Source organism: Paraburkholderia sp. SEWSISQ10-3 4, assembly GCF_030464785.1.
In the GTDB taxonomy this organism is placed as follows: domain Bacteria; phylum Pseudomonadota; class Gammaproteobacteria; order Burkholderiales; family Burkholderiaceae; genus Paraburkholderia; species Paraburkholderia aspalathi.
Genome location: NZ_JALPRI010000004.1, coordinates 213,422 through 227,798, shown reverse-complemented (window position 1 = coordinate 227,798; position 14,377 = coordinate 213,422). Strand labels below are relative to the sequence as shown.

At 60.4% G+C, this 14,377-nt stretch carries 11 protein-coding genes; 5 read left to right on the top strand and 6 right to left on the bottom strand.

What is annotated here, in order from left to right:
• Window positions 1-63 precede the first annotated feature (63 nt).
• Window positions 64-1,725, top strand: coding sequence for a GMC family oxidoreductase (locus tag M0D68_RS12260; protein WP_266224358.1), 1,662 nt, complete (start codon window positions 64-66; stop codon window positions 1,723-1,725).
• An 11-nt stretch (window positions 1,726-1,736) separates the two neighbouring features.
• On the opposite strand, the gene M0D68_RS12255 is transcribed toward M0D68_RS12260, so the two are convergent.
• From M0D68_RS12255 to M0D68_RS12240, 4 genes are all read right to left on the bottom strand, one after another.
• Window positions 1,737-2,672: a LysR substrate-binding domain-containing protein gene (locus M0D68_RS12255; protein WP_093633716.1), complete on the bottom strand. Its 936-nt coding sequence runs from the start codon at window positions 2,670-2,672 to the stop codon at window positions 1,737-1,739.
• Window positions 2,673-2,823: 151 nt separating this feature from the next.
• The gene (gene styD / locus M0D68_RS12250) at window positions 2,824-4,263 is read right to left on the bottom strand and encodes a phenylacetaldehyde dehydrogenase StyD (protein WP_301712042.1); all 1,440 of its coding nucleotides are present in this window, start codon (window positions 4,261-4,263) and stop codon (window positions 2,824-2,826) included.
• A gap of 216 nt (window positions 4,264-4,479) precedes the next feature.
• Window positions 4,480-5,643, bottom strand: coding sequence for a hypothetical protein (locus tag M0D68_RS12245; protein WP_266224354.1), 1,164 nt, complete (start codon window positions 5,641-5,643; stop codon window positions 4,480-4,482).
• Entirely contained in the window at window positions 5,624-7,609 is a 1,986-nt protein-coding gene (locus tag M0D68_RS12240; protein ID WP_266224353.1) for a primary-amine oxidase, read from the bottom strand. The genes M0D68_RS12245 and M0D68_RS12240 overlap by 20 nt, the downstream gene beginning before the upstream one ends.
• Before the next feature lie 196 nt (window positions 7,610-7,805).
• On the opposite strand from M0D68_RS12240, the gene M0D68_RS12235 reads away from it, so the two are divergent.
• The 3 genes from M0D68_RS12235 (at window position 7,806) to M0D68_RS12225 (ending at window position 11,916) form a co-directional block, all read left to right on the top strand.
• Complete coding sequence (locus M0D68_RS12235; RefSeq protein ID WP_200619434.1) at window positions 7,806-8,804, top strand: AraC family transcriptional regulator; 999 nt, start codon at window positions 7,806-7,808, stop codon at window positions 8,802-8,804.
• A gap of 288 nt (window positions 8,805-9,092) precedes the next feature.
• Window positions 9,093-10,544, top strand: a complete 1,452-nt coding sequence (locus M0D68_RS12230; RefSeq protein WP_054037543.1) for an APC family permease — start codon at window positions 9,093-9,095, stop codon at window positions 10,542-10,544.
• Between the two features lie 157 nt (window positions 10,545-10,701).
• The gene (locus M0D68_RS12225) at window positions 10,702-11,916 is read left to right on the top strand and encodes a porin (protein WP_266224352.1); all 1,215 of its coding nucleotides are present in this window, start codon (window positions 10,702-10,704) and stop codon (window positions 11,914-11,916) included.
• 81 nt (window positions 11,917-11,997) lie between these two features.
• On the opposite strand, the gene M0D68_RS12220 is transcribed toward M0D68_RS12225, so the two are convergent.
• Complete coding sequence (locus M0D68_RS12220) at window positions 11,998-12,363, bottom strand: hypothetical protein (protein WP_054037539.1); 366 nt, start codon at window positions 12,361-12,363, stop codon at window positions 11,998-12,000.
• Window positions 12,364-12,527: 164 nt separating this feature from the next.
• The gene (gene tam, locus M0D68_RS12215; protein ID WP_200619437.1) at window positions 12,528-13,304 is read right to left on the bottom strand and encodes a trans-aconitate 2-methyltransferase; all 777 of its coding nucleotides are present in this window, start codon (window positions 13,302-13,304) and stop codon (window positions 12,528-12,530) included.
• A gap of 166 nt (window positions 13,305-13,470) precedes the next feature.
• On the opposite strand from tam, the gene M0D68_RS12210 reads away from it, so the two are divergent.
• Window positions 13,471-14,367, top strand: a complete 897-nt coding sequence (locus M0D68_RS12210; protein ID WP_200619438.1) for a LysR family transcriptional regulator — start codon at window positions 13,471-13,473, stop codon at window positions 14,365-14,367.
• Window positions 14,368-14,377 lie beyond the last annotated feature (10 nt).

Sequence of the window (14,377 nt, the reverse complement as noted above, 5' to 3'; positions counted from 1 at the left end):
AGCTGTGGGTTTCCAGCTGTTTTACGCATTCAATGGATTGGGCGCCGCTTGGCGACATAGAGCATGAACTACGATTACATCATCGTCGGCGCGGGCTCGGCGGGCTGCATTCTCGCCAATCGCCTTTCGGCGTCGGGCCAATATTCGGTGCTGCTGCTTGAAGCGGGCGGCAAGGACAGCTCGTTCTGGTTCAAGATCCCGGTGGGTTTCACCAAGACGTACTACAACGAAACCTATAACTGGATGTATTACAGCGAGCCCGAAAAGGAACTCGACAGCCGGCCGATCTATTGCCCGCGCGGCAAGGTGCAGGGCGGTTCCGGCTCGATCAACGCGATGATTTACGTGCGCGGCCAGCCGCATGATTTCGACGACTGGGCTGCAGCGGGCAACCCGGGCTGGGCGTTTCGCGACGTGCTGCCGTATTTCCGCAAGCTCGAGTCGCATCCGCTCGGCAACACGGAGTATCACGGCGCGGACGGCCCGATCCGTATCTCGCCGATGAAGGATGCAGTCCATCCGATCTGCCATGTGTTCCTGAAAGGCTGCGACCAGGCCGGCTACAAGCGCAGCGACGACTTCAACGGCGAACGATTCGAAGGCGCGGGTATCTACGACGTGAATACGCGCAAAGGGCAGCGTTCGTCGAGCAGCTTCGAGTATTTGCATCCGGTGCTGACGCGTAAGAACCTGACGGTCGAGCGTGACGTGCTCGCGAGCCGCGTGCTATTCGACGGTAACCAACGGGCCATTGGTGTGAGCGTGACGCAGAACGGCGCGACGCGGCAGTTCATGGCGAATCGCGAGGTGATTCTGTCGGCGGGCGCGGTGGATTCGCCCAAACTGTTGCAACTCTCCGGCGTAGGCGATAGCGCATTGCTCGCGAAACATCGTATTGCGATGGTCAAGGAACTGCCTGCCGTGGGGCAGAATCTGCAGGACCATCTGTGCGTGAGTTTCTACTATCGCGCGAACGTTAAGACGTTGAACGACGAATTGCGCCCGTTGCTCGGCAAGCTCAAGCTCGGTCTGCAGTATCTGCTGACGCGCAAGGGGCCGCTCGCGATGAGCGTGAACCAGTCGGGCGGGTTCTTCAAGGGCAACGACCACGAAGCGCAGCCGAATCTGCAGTTGTACTTCAATCCGCTGTCGTACCGGATTCCGAAGAGCAACAAGGCGAATCTGGAACCCGAGCCGTATTCGGGCTTCCTGCTGGCATTCAACCCGTGCCGGCCGACGAGCCGCGGTTCGATCGAGATCGCGTCGAACCGTGCGGAAGACGCCGCGAAAATCCGCATCAACGCGTTGACCACGGAGAAAGACATCGACGAAGTGATCCAGGGTTGCGAACTGGTGCGCAAGGTGATGGCATCGCCGGCTTTGAAGGAGATCACGGTCGAGGAAATCTCGCCGGGGCCGCAGGTGAATACGCGCGAAGGCTTCCTGCAGTATTTCCGCGAGCAATCGGGTTCGATCTATCACTTGTGCGGTTCGTGCGCGATGGGCGACGACCCGCGCACCTCAGTGGTCGATGCGCGCTTGCGGGTGCACGGCGTTACCGGCTTGCGCGTGGTCGATGCGTCGATCTTCCCGAACATCACGTCGGGCAACATCAACGCGCCAACGATGATGGTCGCGGAGAAGGGCGCCGAGATGATCCTCATGGATGCGGCCGTCGAAGCTGCTTTTAAACCCGAAGCGGCGGAGCTGGCTGCGGCCGCCTGAGTTCGTCCGCCTCAACCCGCTTCGCCTAATTGCGCCGACTCCGACGAATCGAGTGCACGTTCGGTCAACCAGATTTCCTGCTGCAGCCAGTCGCGGAACAGTGCGACGTGCGGCAGCTCGTCCTGTTCCGCGCGCGTGACGAGCCAGTACGACTGGTGGCCGTCGACGTGCACATTGAGCACTTGTACCAACTGCCCGTCAGCCAGCTCACGCCCGATCATATGACGATCGGCGATGGTCACGCCGAGCCCGTCGATAGCGGCCCGGATCGCGTGATCGAGCAGATCGAATTCGTAGCCGCCGCGGGTGTCGACGTTTTCGATGCCCGCGGCTTTCAACCAGTGCTGCCAGGTCAGATAGCGCTGATCGGTGCTCGCGAGCACGTGCAGCAGCGTGAACTGATTCAGATCGATGGCCGCGCGGCCGGCCTGGCGCGCGAGCAAGGCGGGCGCGCAGACGGCGATATGCCGTTCGTTCATCAGCAGACGGTTGTCGAAACCTTCCCACTCGCCGTTGCCGAAACGGATGGCGCAGTCGAGCACGCCCGATTCGGCGAGATTGTCGTCGACGCGGGTCGACAGGCTGAGTTCGAGATGCGGATGCGCGTCACGCAGACGTCCGAGGCGCGGCATCAGCCAGCGGCTCGTGAAGGTGGGCGGCGCGTTGATACGCAGACGGTTGCGGTGGGTTTTCTCCTGCAGGCTGCGGACCGTGAGTTCGATGCGGTCAAATGACTGTTGCAGTGCTTGCAGGAGGATGCGGCCGGCGGCCGAGAGCTCGAGGTGGTGATGGTGACGCTGGAGCAAGGTCTCGCCGAGTTGGGCTTCCAGTTGCCGGACTTGCCGGCTGACCGCGCTTTGCGTCACGTTCAGCAGTTCCGCTGCGCGCGTGAAGCTGCCCGTGCGGCCGGCGACTTCGAAGGCTTTCAGCGCATTCAGCGCGGGCATTTTGCGTTTCAAGGTGGGGCACCCAAGGGTAGGCTGACGCGCGGCGGCGCGGGTGCCCGCTATTTTACTGTGTTGCCCTCGAGGCGCTAGAAGCGTGCACGTCTTGTGGCGGCGATGCGTTGGTGCCGCAAGACGTGCGGAGACCGACTGGTCAATACGCGATGCAGACCGACTTGCTCTCGGTATACGCATCCACGATGGCCTTGCCGTGCTCGCGTCCGATTCCGGATGCCTTGAACCCGCCAAACGGCATCGCCGGATCGACCATATTGTGCGTGTTGACCCAAACGGTTCCCGCCTCGATGCCGTCGACCAGCCTCAATGCCTTGTCGAGCTGATTCGTCCACACACTCGCGCCGAGACCGTATTCCGATGCGTTGGCCTGAATCAGGACTTCGTCGATATCGTCGTAGGGCATGGCCACCAGTACCGGTCCGAATACCTCCTCCCTGACCACGGAAAGCGGCTTGCATGCGCGATTGGCAATAACTGTCGGGCGCACAAAGAAGCCATCGGCATCAACGGCCGCGTCACGTGACAGAATCTCACCGCCTTCCTGCCGGCCTTGCGCAATCATTCCCATGACCTTGTCGCGGTGCCGCGCGGAAACCATCGGGCCCATCTGCGTTGCGGCGTCGAAGCCGGAACCCAAGGCGATTCCATCGGCCACGGCGGCGATACCTTGCACCACTTCGTCGTAAATCGAGCGCGCAACGTACAGGCGGGAACCCGCGGTGCAGACCTGTCCGTGATTGAAGAAGATTGCGCCGGCTGCGCCTTCGATGGCTTTCTTCGGGTCGCAGTCGTCCAGCACGATCACGGGACTCTTGCCACCCAGTTCCAGCGATGCGCGCTTCAGATCGCTAGCGCATTGGCGGCCGATGATGCGGCCGACTTCGGTCGATCCTGTGAAGGTGACCTTGTTCACCAGGGGATGCTTGACTAGGGCTGCGCCGGCGGTTTCGCCGCGGCCTGTGACGACGTTGAATACGCCTGGAGGGAAGCCGGCTTCGTGAGCCAGTTCGGCCAGGCGGATTGCTGTTAAAGGCGTTTCTTCCGCCGGTTTCAGCACGACTGTGCAGCCGCAAGCGAGGGCTGGGGCGATCTTCCAGACCGCCATCAGGAGGGGGAAATTCCACGGCACGATTGCGGCGACTACACCTGCTGGGACGCGTTTTGTTGAGGCGTTGTAGCGGGTGCCGGGTGGGAAGGGGATCGACAGGTCGAAGGTGGTGCCCTCGATTTTGGTGGCCCAGCCGGCCATGTAGCGGAGCCATTGGACGCTGCCTGAGACTTCCAGCATCTTGGAGAAGGCTATTAGTTTTCCCTGGTTCAGGGTTTCTAATGTGGCTAGTTCGTCGGTGTGTTGTTCTAACAGGTCGGCTAGTTTTAGCAGCAGACGTTCACGAGTGGCTGGCGGCATTCTGCGCCAGGTGTCTGACTCGAAGGCTGCTCTTGAGGTTTTGACCGCGTGGTCGATGTCGGTTTCTGATGCGTCTGGGAGGTGGGCGAGTTCTTCGCCTGTTGCGGGGTTGTAGATGGGGAAGGTTTTGCCTGCGGCGCTTGGGGTTTTTTCGCCGTTGATGAACATTGTTTTTGGTAGCTGCGGTGTTTGGGTTTTTTGTTCGGGCATGGTTTTGTCTCCGACGGGGTTAGATTGGTGATGTTTGGTTGGCGCTTTTTTTTGCTGCTTGCCTGCGGTGGTGCCTTTCCTTGTTTTGTTAGTGGTCTATTAGCGTTGCCCCTGTGCGGGGCAGCACCTACTTTTCTTTGCCGCCGCAAAGAAAAGTAGGCAAAAGAAAGCGGCTCAAACCACGCCTGCTAAGTGGGGCCCGCAGCTCGCAGACGGCAGTGGTGCATCTGGAATCTGTGTTCTCTCACATTCAACGTTCGTGACAAGGGAGTCATACTTCCCGACTCGCACTTTGTGCTCGTCGGAAGAGTCTGCCAGGCGGTGGTCATGGTTTAGATGCTCGTGGCACGCCTTTCTTTCGAACCAGTTGGTTGCTAATGTGCCGGCGCATAGCAGGTTCGTGATCGCGCTTAGTGCGTACAGCACGATGAATCCTTCGCCGAAAAAGTAGGGTGTTGTCGATAACGTTGCGCCCAATACCATCCCGATGTGGTGGGCTGCGCCGGGACAACTTGCGCTCAACGCGCTGCACGAATTTCTTCGCAGTTTCATCAGCGCCGGAATCGTCAGGCAGTCGAGAATCAGAAATATCTTTGCTGCGAGTAGTGCTAGGGTTGGACTGTCCACGGCTGCGAGGGCTCCAATTAACGCCGCTCGTAGCACGTACAGCACAATCAACATTCGTTTGTTGTTGCCGGAACGGTCGGCGATGAACGCCAGTGCGCAAACCGCACCCACCGAAAGCAAGACCTGCCATATCGGTTGGGCACCACTCATGCCGCAAATCGCAAACAACTGGAAACGCGCGAGACTGCCGCTCGATAAGCCCGCAAGCAATGCGAGCAGGGCGGTCGTGCCGGTCGCGCGGAGGGCTTCGGTCGACTGGTCCGTGTTTCGATTCGTGTACCGATTCCAATCGACATCTTCAGGAGACAATACTGGCGCGCCAACAAAATGACGCCCGTACAACAGCAACGCGCCACCCGCCACCACAAACAACCCAGCTATCGTGGTGGAATGCACCAGTCCACTCACATACGCCGGCACGATGCCGATTGCACTCATCGTGACGATCAATGTCACCGCCGTCGCAAGCGTGGCCCGCGGCCTGGATACGCGTGACATCAACAACGGTACGATCGTCATCGTTGCCAACGCCAACGCGCTCATCCACAGCGCGTTGGCTCGTTGACTAAGATCGGCTCGGCTCACCAGCGTCGCGGCGCCGCCCACGAGCAACACACAGGCCGTGCCGCTTAGTCCGCGTGTCGCGCCCGCTATATGCGCAACGGCACGCCGCACGTCGCACGTCATCGAATCACCGCTTGCAGCAGCCATGATCCGCAGACTTCCCATCCTCAACGCTGTTCTGATCCCGCTCGGACGGTAAGTCCATCGTCGGATTCGCGGAGAAGAAGTTGTTCGGCTTGAGCATGAAGCCGGCGTATTCCACGGGCATCACGGGGAAGTCCTCGGGTTTGCACACGTGCGTGTGGCCGAAGCTGTGCCACAAGACAATGTCCTCGTTCTCGATGTTGCGGTTCGCCTCGATATAGCGCGGCAAGCCGTCACCGCCCGCGTGCTGGTTCGGATAGTCGCCGCTCGCGTAGCGCTCGGCCGGATCGAATGGTGTGACCCACACGTGACGTGTCGCAAAGCCGCCGCGTTGGCGGACCTTCGAGCGTTCGTCGGCGAGCATCAGCGGGGAGTCGTTCACGATCAGCTTGTAACCAGGATTCGCGCCGACGGCGTTCTTCACGTTCGGATTGGTCACCTTCCAGTAACGTCCGGTGCGGCCGTTCGCGAGGCGTGCGGCTTCGCTCTCGGTCTTGAACACCTGTTTGGTGGTGTCGAATACGTTGCCGTACGGATTCGTTTCGCCCATCGGACGCGGCACGAATTCGTGTTCGGTCACGGTGTTGCGTTCGCCGTCCACCATCATGTGTATCCGCGCATTGAAGAAGTGCTGATGGGTCGGGCCGCCAAGGTTTTCGGTGATCATGCCGCCCCACGGATACGTGTCGCCGTCAGCCACCGCCGAGGTTTGGACGATGCCGGTCAGCTTGCATTCGAGCTGGATGGTGCCGTCCTGGTACAGGTACCAGTAGAAGCCGTAGTCGTAGTTGCCGACCGTCGCGAAGAAGGAGATCACGAGGCGTCGCGAGCGACGCATTTCGAAGACACCGGTGCGGAACTCGTAGTGCTTCCACAGGGTGCCGTAGTCCTCTTCGTGCATGCACACGGCGTTTTTCATCACGAACGCATTGCCGAAATCGTCGGCGGACGGAATGTCGAAATAGCGGATCGTGCCGAGACAATCGCAACCGAGTTCAAGCTGATTCGCCAGTTTGCCGAGGCCGTACTCACCGGCATCGAATGCGCTCTTCCAGTAGTGATTCGTGCTCGGGTCGGAGTAGGGCACGCACATCTCCGTCACGCTCGCACGGTAGATGATCGGCCGCGCGTTCTTGCCGTCGTCCCATGACAGTTGATGCAGCACCAGACCTTCGCGCGGCGTAAACCCGACGCGGAAGCTCCAGTTCTGCCAGCTCACGTGCCAGCCGTCGATCTTGAAGCTCGGGCCGTCGGGTTGGCTGATCGACAGCGGTTTGAGCGTGTTGCGCGGCTCGCCGAGGCTCGGCGTATCGTAGTTGTGCCTCGCGCGCGGAATCGGAATGATGCGGCCATCGTCCACCAGTTCGATCACTTTTTTCTCGAGCAGATCGACCACCGCCACCACGCCCTCGATCGGATGCGCGTAACCGTTGTCGGTCACGGTCTCGCGGTAGTAGCTCACGCAACGCACGAGGCGCCGGCCATTCTCGTTCTCGCGGTCGAAGCAACCGGCGGAAAACGGATCGACCTGGACACGTTCCAGATCCTTCTCGGTCAAACCGCGCTTCATCACCGCAACGCGCCATGCGTCGTCGCTCTTGACGATCTGCTCGGCGTTCATGAAGTCTTCGATCATGATCGGCGGCTGGCCATAGGGCGCCTGATCGAACGGCAGCACGTTGCGCGAGGCGATTTTTTTCTCTCTCAGGTCCACATGGAATTCGGTGGTCGTGCCATTCGTGCGATCGATTGCGAGGACGAATGCCGTGCGCGAAAAATATTCGCCGGTCTTGAATGCGATCACTTCGGCCTTCGGCGGCTCCCGCAATTCGACCATCGGAAAGCGCACGTGCCCGTCGAGATTTTCGGCGGCCTTCACGAGATCGCAGGCAAGCTGCATTTCGTCCGGACTCAGCGGATCGAGCGGATGAACGGGGGCGTGTGCGGTTTTCGTGGCATTCGTGTTCATAAGGTTCCCGTAAGGAGTGTGCTGGACCGGACTGCGTGCGAGGCTGCGTGAAACGTGCCGAACGCTGAGTCGATGGCAAATCGTAGGAACCCAATAATATTTTCGCGCTTGCTTATCGCGCCAAATGAACGATAAAGTGCGCCACGAGGAAGAACACTGCAGCACATCAGCGAAGACTTGAGAGGAGACGCTCAGCATGAAAAAAGTCACGCTCAACGGTAGTTTCCCGATGATCCGCGCCGCGGTCATGGGGCCGGTTGTGCGCGCACTCGATGCATCAGGCGCCAATTGCGACGCGCTGCTCGAAGCGTTCGGCATGAGCCGCAAGCTCCTTTCGAATCCCTATGAAATCCTGCCGCTGACGCGTTACGTGGCGGCCTTCGAGCGTGCAGCCGAAGTACTCGGCGAGCCGTCGCTCGGCCTGCGTCTCGGCAGCGAATTGCAGGTGACGGAGCTCGGGCCGGCAGGTCTCGTGTTTCTATCGTCGCCGACCTTGAATGCGGCAGTGCGCAAGTTCTCGCTCGCGCTAGCGTCGTGGCAGAACACCACGACCTGCGAGTTGCTGCGCGACGGCGAATGGCCGGTATGGACCTATCAGATCGCCAATCCGCAGATCTGGCCGCGCCGGCAGGACGCGGAATACAGCCTCTCGACGATGTGCCATATGATCCGGGCCGTGCGTGGCGCGGCGTGGAATCCGGCGGAAGTGCATTTCGAACATGCCGCGCCAGCTGACCTCAAACCGTATGCACGCATTTTCCGCGTACCGGTGCGCTTTCAGCAGCCTTTCAATGGTGTGATCCTGCGTCCATCGGATCTCGATGCGCCGCTCAAAAGCGCCGACACGCAAATGGCGCGCATGATGGAGCGCCACGCCACCGATCTGATTGCGCGCGATGCGGTGCCCCACAGCATCGCCGACCAGGTTCGCGATCTGGTGACGCGGCGGCTCGCGCACGAAAAGCTGATCGTTGCCGACATCGCGAAAGATCTCGGTCTCTCTCATCGTTCATTGCAGCGGCATTTGGCCGAGGCGGGGACTTCCGTGCGGCAGATCGTGCGCGAAGAGCGGCAGCGTAGTGTGGAAGGACTGCTTGAACGCGAAGGGCTCACCAACGCGGCGATCGCCCGCGCCGTGGGTTATGCCGACGCAACCGTGCTGTGGCGCGCGACGCGCAACTGGAAAAAACAATAAAGGTGGTGGCGCCGCAGTTGCTTTCATTTTGAAAGAACTTGAAGGCGCAATCCTCACACAAAAAAACTTCAGTTTCCTAACTATTCGCTGCGAACCGCATTGCTTGAGACGCTCGCGAGCATTGGCGCAATTTATCGAAAATTTGGCGCAGTTCGCGAAGTCGCTTTATTTTTTAGCTACCTACCATGCGCTCACACCGAAACTTCGAACGTCGGTCAAGCGAGCGTCTGGACCAGTATTTGCAGGGTTTAGGCGAGTTCCAGACTAGCCAACAAAATAGAGGCAGCGATGAATGAACCCTACTCTCCGACCCGTCTGGTCGACGCGGAGAATCCCGTGGAACTGAAGGGCAATACGCTGGGCCTGTGGCAGATCGTGTTTCTTGTGATTTCCGCGGCCGCGCCGCTTACCGGCATGCTCGGTGCGGTGCCGCCCGCGATCAGCTTGGGCAATGGCGCCGGCATTCCGGGCGCGTTCGTGATTGCCGGCGTCGTGCTGCTGATCTTTAGCGTGGGCTTCGCGTCGATGAGCCGGCATGTGGTGCGCGCCGGTGCGTTTTACGCGTACATTACCGCCGGACTTGGCCGGCCGTTGGGCATGGCCGGCGCACTCGTCGCGCTGATGTCGTACACCTTCATCCAGATCGCGCTGTATGGCCTGTTTGGATTCTTCTGCACGGTGATTCTTTCTCCACTTCTGCACACGGCGATGCCCTGGTACGGCTATTCGCTGATCTGCGTGGCGGTGGTGCAATTCACCGGCATCCGCGGTATCGATCTGAATAGCCGGCTGCTCGGCGTGCTGATGTGTCTGGAACTGGGCATCCTGTTGCTGCTTGCGATTGCGATTGTCGTGCATGGTGGTGGCCCGAACGGCCTCACGCTCGCGCCGTTCACGCCGGAGCATGTGTTCAGCGGCCACCTGGGCATTGCGGTGATGTTTGCCTTTGCGTCGTTTATCGGTTTCGAAGCGACGGCGATTTACGGCAAGGAATGCCGGGACCCGAAAGTGACTGTGCCACGCGCGACGTACGTGTCGGTGATGCTGATTCTCGTGTTCTTCGCTTTCGTCACGTGGACGATTGTTTGCGCGTATGGACTCAACGACGTGGTCGCGGTTGCGACGAAGCAGCCGGGCGACTTCTGGTTCATTCAATCCGGCAAGTACCTGGGTGGTGCGGTGACGACGGTGATGAGCTTCCTGTTGCTCAGCAGTATCTTCGCGAGCCTGTTGTCGTTTCATAACACACTGGTGCGGTATATCCACGCGCTGAGCCTGGAGGGCATCCTGCCGCAAGCGCTCAACCGCGTGCACGAAAAGTACCGTTCGCCGTATGTGGCGAGCTATCTGCAAACGCTCTCCGTGTGCGTTCTGCTCGGGCTCTTCATCGCGGCAGGCAGCGATGCGTTCAACATCGTGTTCAGCTGGAGTTCGGCGCTCGGCACGATTGGTATTGTGATGTTGCAAGCGGTGACGAGTTTCTCCGTCATCGCGTTCTTCCGCAAGACGCGCAAGGACACGCGCGTATGGCACTCGTTCGTCGCGCCTCTCGTCGGTGGCATCGGCCTGCTGTATATCGGCGTGATTCTGGTGCGCAATCTCGACGCGCTCAGCGGCTCCGATAGCCCGATCGTCAAGTCCTTCCCCTGGATCGTATTCGCGGTGGCGCTCTCCGGCGTCGTGATCGGTCTCATCTTGCGCAAGAAGCGACCGGATATCTACGCGCGCTTCGGGCAGTAATCGAACAGCCCGCAAGACACCCAGCGCGCGCTAGCTCGCCACGTTCTAACGATCGACTGTTGCCGTTCATTCCTGAACGGCGGCGGAATGGTGTCGTTCGTTTGAGGCGTCCAGTTTGTTCTTGCTGATTTCACCACTCAACTTCCGGCTAAAAAATATGGCAGACACATTCGTCAAGCGCTCGGCGCTTGCGCTGGCCGCGTGCGGCCTCGCGATGGGCGCACATGCGCAATCTTCGGTGACGCTTTATGGCACGGTCGACGCCGGCGTCGTGTACACCACCAACCAGCAGACGACGCTCGCCGACGGCAGCACCAACGGCCGCGCGAATTATCAGCTGGCGGGCGGCAATCTGGTGCCGTCGCGTTGGGGTTTGACGGGCGCTGAAGATATCGGTGGCGGCACCACGGTGAACTTCACGTTGGAGAACAGCTTTCTGATCGGCAACGGTGCGATGCTGCAATCGAATACGCTGTTCAACCGCAACGCATGGGTCGGTTTGAACAACGGTACGTACGGCGCGCTGACGTTCGGCCGTCAATACGATCCGTTCTCCGACTACATGGGGGCGTACGCATCGAGCAATAACTGGGCGACGCTGTACGGCTCGCATTTCGGCGACGTCGACAACCTCAACGAAGCGTTCAACTTCAACAACTCGATCAAATACATCAGCCCGAGCTTCGGTGGTTTGACGGTGGGCGGCTTGTTCAGCCTGGGTGGCGTGGCGGGGAATTTCTCGCAGAACAAGGGCTGGGCATTGGCGGCGAATTACGCGCAGGGGCCGTTGTCGTTGAGCGCGGGATATCTCGAGTTGAACCAGCCGTTGCAGGCAGCCTTGGGCGGCACGACCGGGTATATCGGCGACTTCAGTTGCGCGAACGCCGACGCGTCGTATTGTTTGCTGCAACAGGCGAGCAAGGTGAGGATTTTCGGAGCAGGGGGTTCGTACGCGTTCGGCAAGGCGGGCGTGGCGCTCACCTATACGCATACGCGCCTATCACAGAGCCAGTATTTCGCGAGTGCGGCAACGCCCGCGGGGAAAGATATTTCTTTCGACATTGCCGAGTTGAACACGACCTATATGGTCGCGCCGGATTTGCAGCTTGGTCTGGCCTATATTTTCAACGACGCAAAACCGAGCAGCAGCGCGTCGACCCGCGTGCACCAGATCAACCTTGGCGCGGTGTATAGCCTGTCGAAGCGGACGGCGGTTTATGCGGTAGCGATCGGGCAGAAATCTTCCGGCGCAGGGCTGGGGATCAATCCGTCGACGGGGCAGACGGAAAATCTGGCGCAGATTCCGAATATCGTCAATTCGGACACGGACAAGCAACTCTCCGTGATCGTGGGCTTGCGGCACAATTTTTAATCTGCCAACGCGGCGCTGGCAAACCGATCAACGGAGCCAACGCCGCATCCCGACTCACGCAACATGCCGCGCGGGAAAAAATTAATCGGCGAGGCGCTTGTCCGAAAGCGCGTTCTGGCAATCCGCCAGCACCTGCTTCACCAGTCGCGCCTGCGGGTCGAGTTCGTCTGTATCGAGAATTTCTTCGACCGCATCCCGCGCCCAGTCGGCCTCGACAAATTTCGCGTGCCGCTGCGCAATCTCCAGTGCGGTTGCCGACAACCTGGCGATACTCAACCAGTCTGCTTCCCGGGACCGGTAGTCGAGCCACTTATGAGCGGCCTGCACGTGAAACGCCGCGTCAGGCCAGTCCTCATTCAGGTAATAAGCGCCCAGGCAGCCGCAGGTGAGCCAGCACAACAGCTCCAAACGGTCCCGTGGACTCAGATGATGGCGTACATCACTCATGGCGACGCTCGCTGCTGAAATTTGCGTTCCGATTAGGGCGGCAAGCCGCCCTCCGCTTACGTTACACAATATCACGCAGAATTCACGAGCGGCAATGCCTGACTGACCCTGGCGACTCCGGCACCACAAACACCACGGGGTAACCCGCAGGCGGCCTGACTCCGCTAGCGCGTAGCGACGATAAACAGCCGTGGGAAGGGCAGCAGCACGGTGCCGTCAGCCTGGGCCGGATAAGCTCGCGCGATCGCATCACGGTAGCGCCCGAGGAAGACGCCGTGTTCGCTCTCGTCGAGTTCGGCGAGGAACGGCCTCAGCGCGCTGCCCTTGAACCACTCGACCACCGCGTCCGCGCCGCCCGCGAGCGGGTGATGGTAGACGGTGCGCCATACGTCGACCCGCGCGCACAGTGGCTTGAGCAACGCGTAGTACCAGTCGGCGCCATAGCGCATGGTGCGTTCCACCCCCCTCAGCTTGTTCGCCCAGAGGCCGTCCGCCGCGATTTCGCGCAGCAGACGGTGCGCGGGTTCGTCGAGGTTGTCCGGCATCTGCACGGCCAGGTTGCCGCCCGGCGCAAGTTTTTTTACCAGCGATGGAAACAGTTGCTCGTGATTCGGCACCCACTGCAGCACGGCGTTGGCGAGGATCAGGTCGTAAGGGCCTGGCGCATCCCACGTTTCGATGTCGCTCACCTCGAACTGGAATTGCGGGAGGCGCTTGACGGCCGCCGCGATCATGTCGGCGGAACTGTCCATGCCGCTGACCTTCGCGCCGGGCAGGCGGGCCGCCAGCGCTTCGGTGGAATTGCCAGGCCCGCAGCCGATGTCCACCGCCACTCGCACATCCGTTGCCGGCACCGCAGCCAGCAGATCCCTGACCGGACGCGTGCGCTCGTTTTCGAATAACACGTACTGTTTTGCCTGCCAGTTCGTCGATGAAGTCATCTCTCGCTCCTTTGTCCCGATTGCGCCCAATTGCACCGATTTCCGGACCGTTTTCGCTGACATCCACGCACAGCGTGTGGTGTCGAATCGATCCAATGCGCTCATTCTGTGCGGTGGCGAAGGCGGAGTAAAATGAATTTATCATTCCAATTCCTTCATTTTTCTAATGAAAATCGACACGCTCGGCGTACAGGCGTTCGTCGCGATCGCGGATCGCGGCAGCTTTCAAGGCGCCGCCGATTCACTGCACGTCACGCAAACGGCCATTACGCAGCGTCTGCGTAAGCTCGAAACGTATCTCGGCGTCACGCTGATCGAGCGGACCACGCGTTCCATGGCACTGACGGAAATAGGGCGCAGTTTTCTGCCGCAAGCGCGCCGCTTGTTGGGCGAGCTTGCCGATGCGCTGGTGGAAATTCGTGAGACGGGCGTGGCCCGTCGCGGCGATGTGTCGATCGCCTGCGTGCCGACCGTGGGCGTGCAGTATCTGCCGCGCATTCTGCAGGCCTATGCCGCGCGTTATCCGCATAACCGCATCAAGATTCTCGATCACGCGTCGTCCGCAGTGGAGGAGGCGGTGCTGCGCCGGGAGGTGGAGTTCGGCATCAATATCGCCGGCGAGCGTCATCCCGATCTTGCCAGCGTGCCGTTGACTGAAGACCGCTACGTGCTGATCTGCCATGAAGATCATCCGCTGGCGAAACGGCGGCGCATCGCCTGGCAGCAATTGCAACCGTATCCGCTGATTTTTGCCGGCGAGGTCAGCGGCAATCGCGCATTGCTCGATGTCGCGCTGGAAAAGAGCGAACTGGCGCTGCGCTCGTTTTATGAAGTGCAGCGCAGTTCGACTGCTGTCGGGCTGGTCGCTCAGGGTGTGGGTGCGGCCGTCGTGCCGGCGCTCGCCATTCAGAAGGGCGCGTATCCGACGGTTCGCACGGTTGAGCTCACGCATCCGGTGGTTTCGCGCACGCTTGTTCTCGTGGCGCGTAAGACCGCTCAGTTGTCGCCGGCGGCGCAGGCGCTTTACGACATGATTCTGGAACAGGCGACGTTGAAAGCGTGATTCCTGCGCC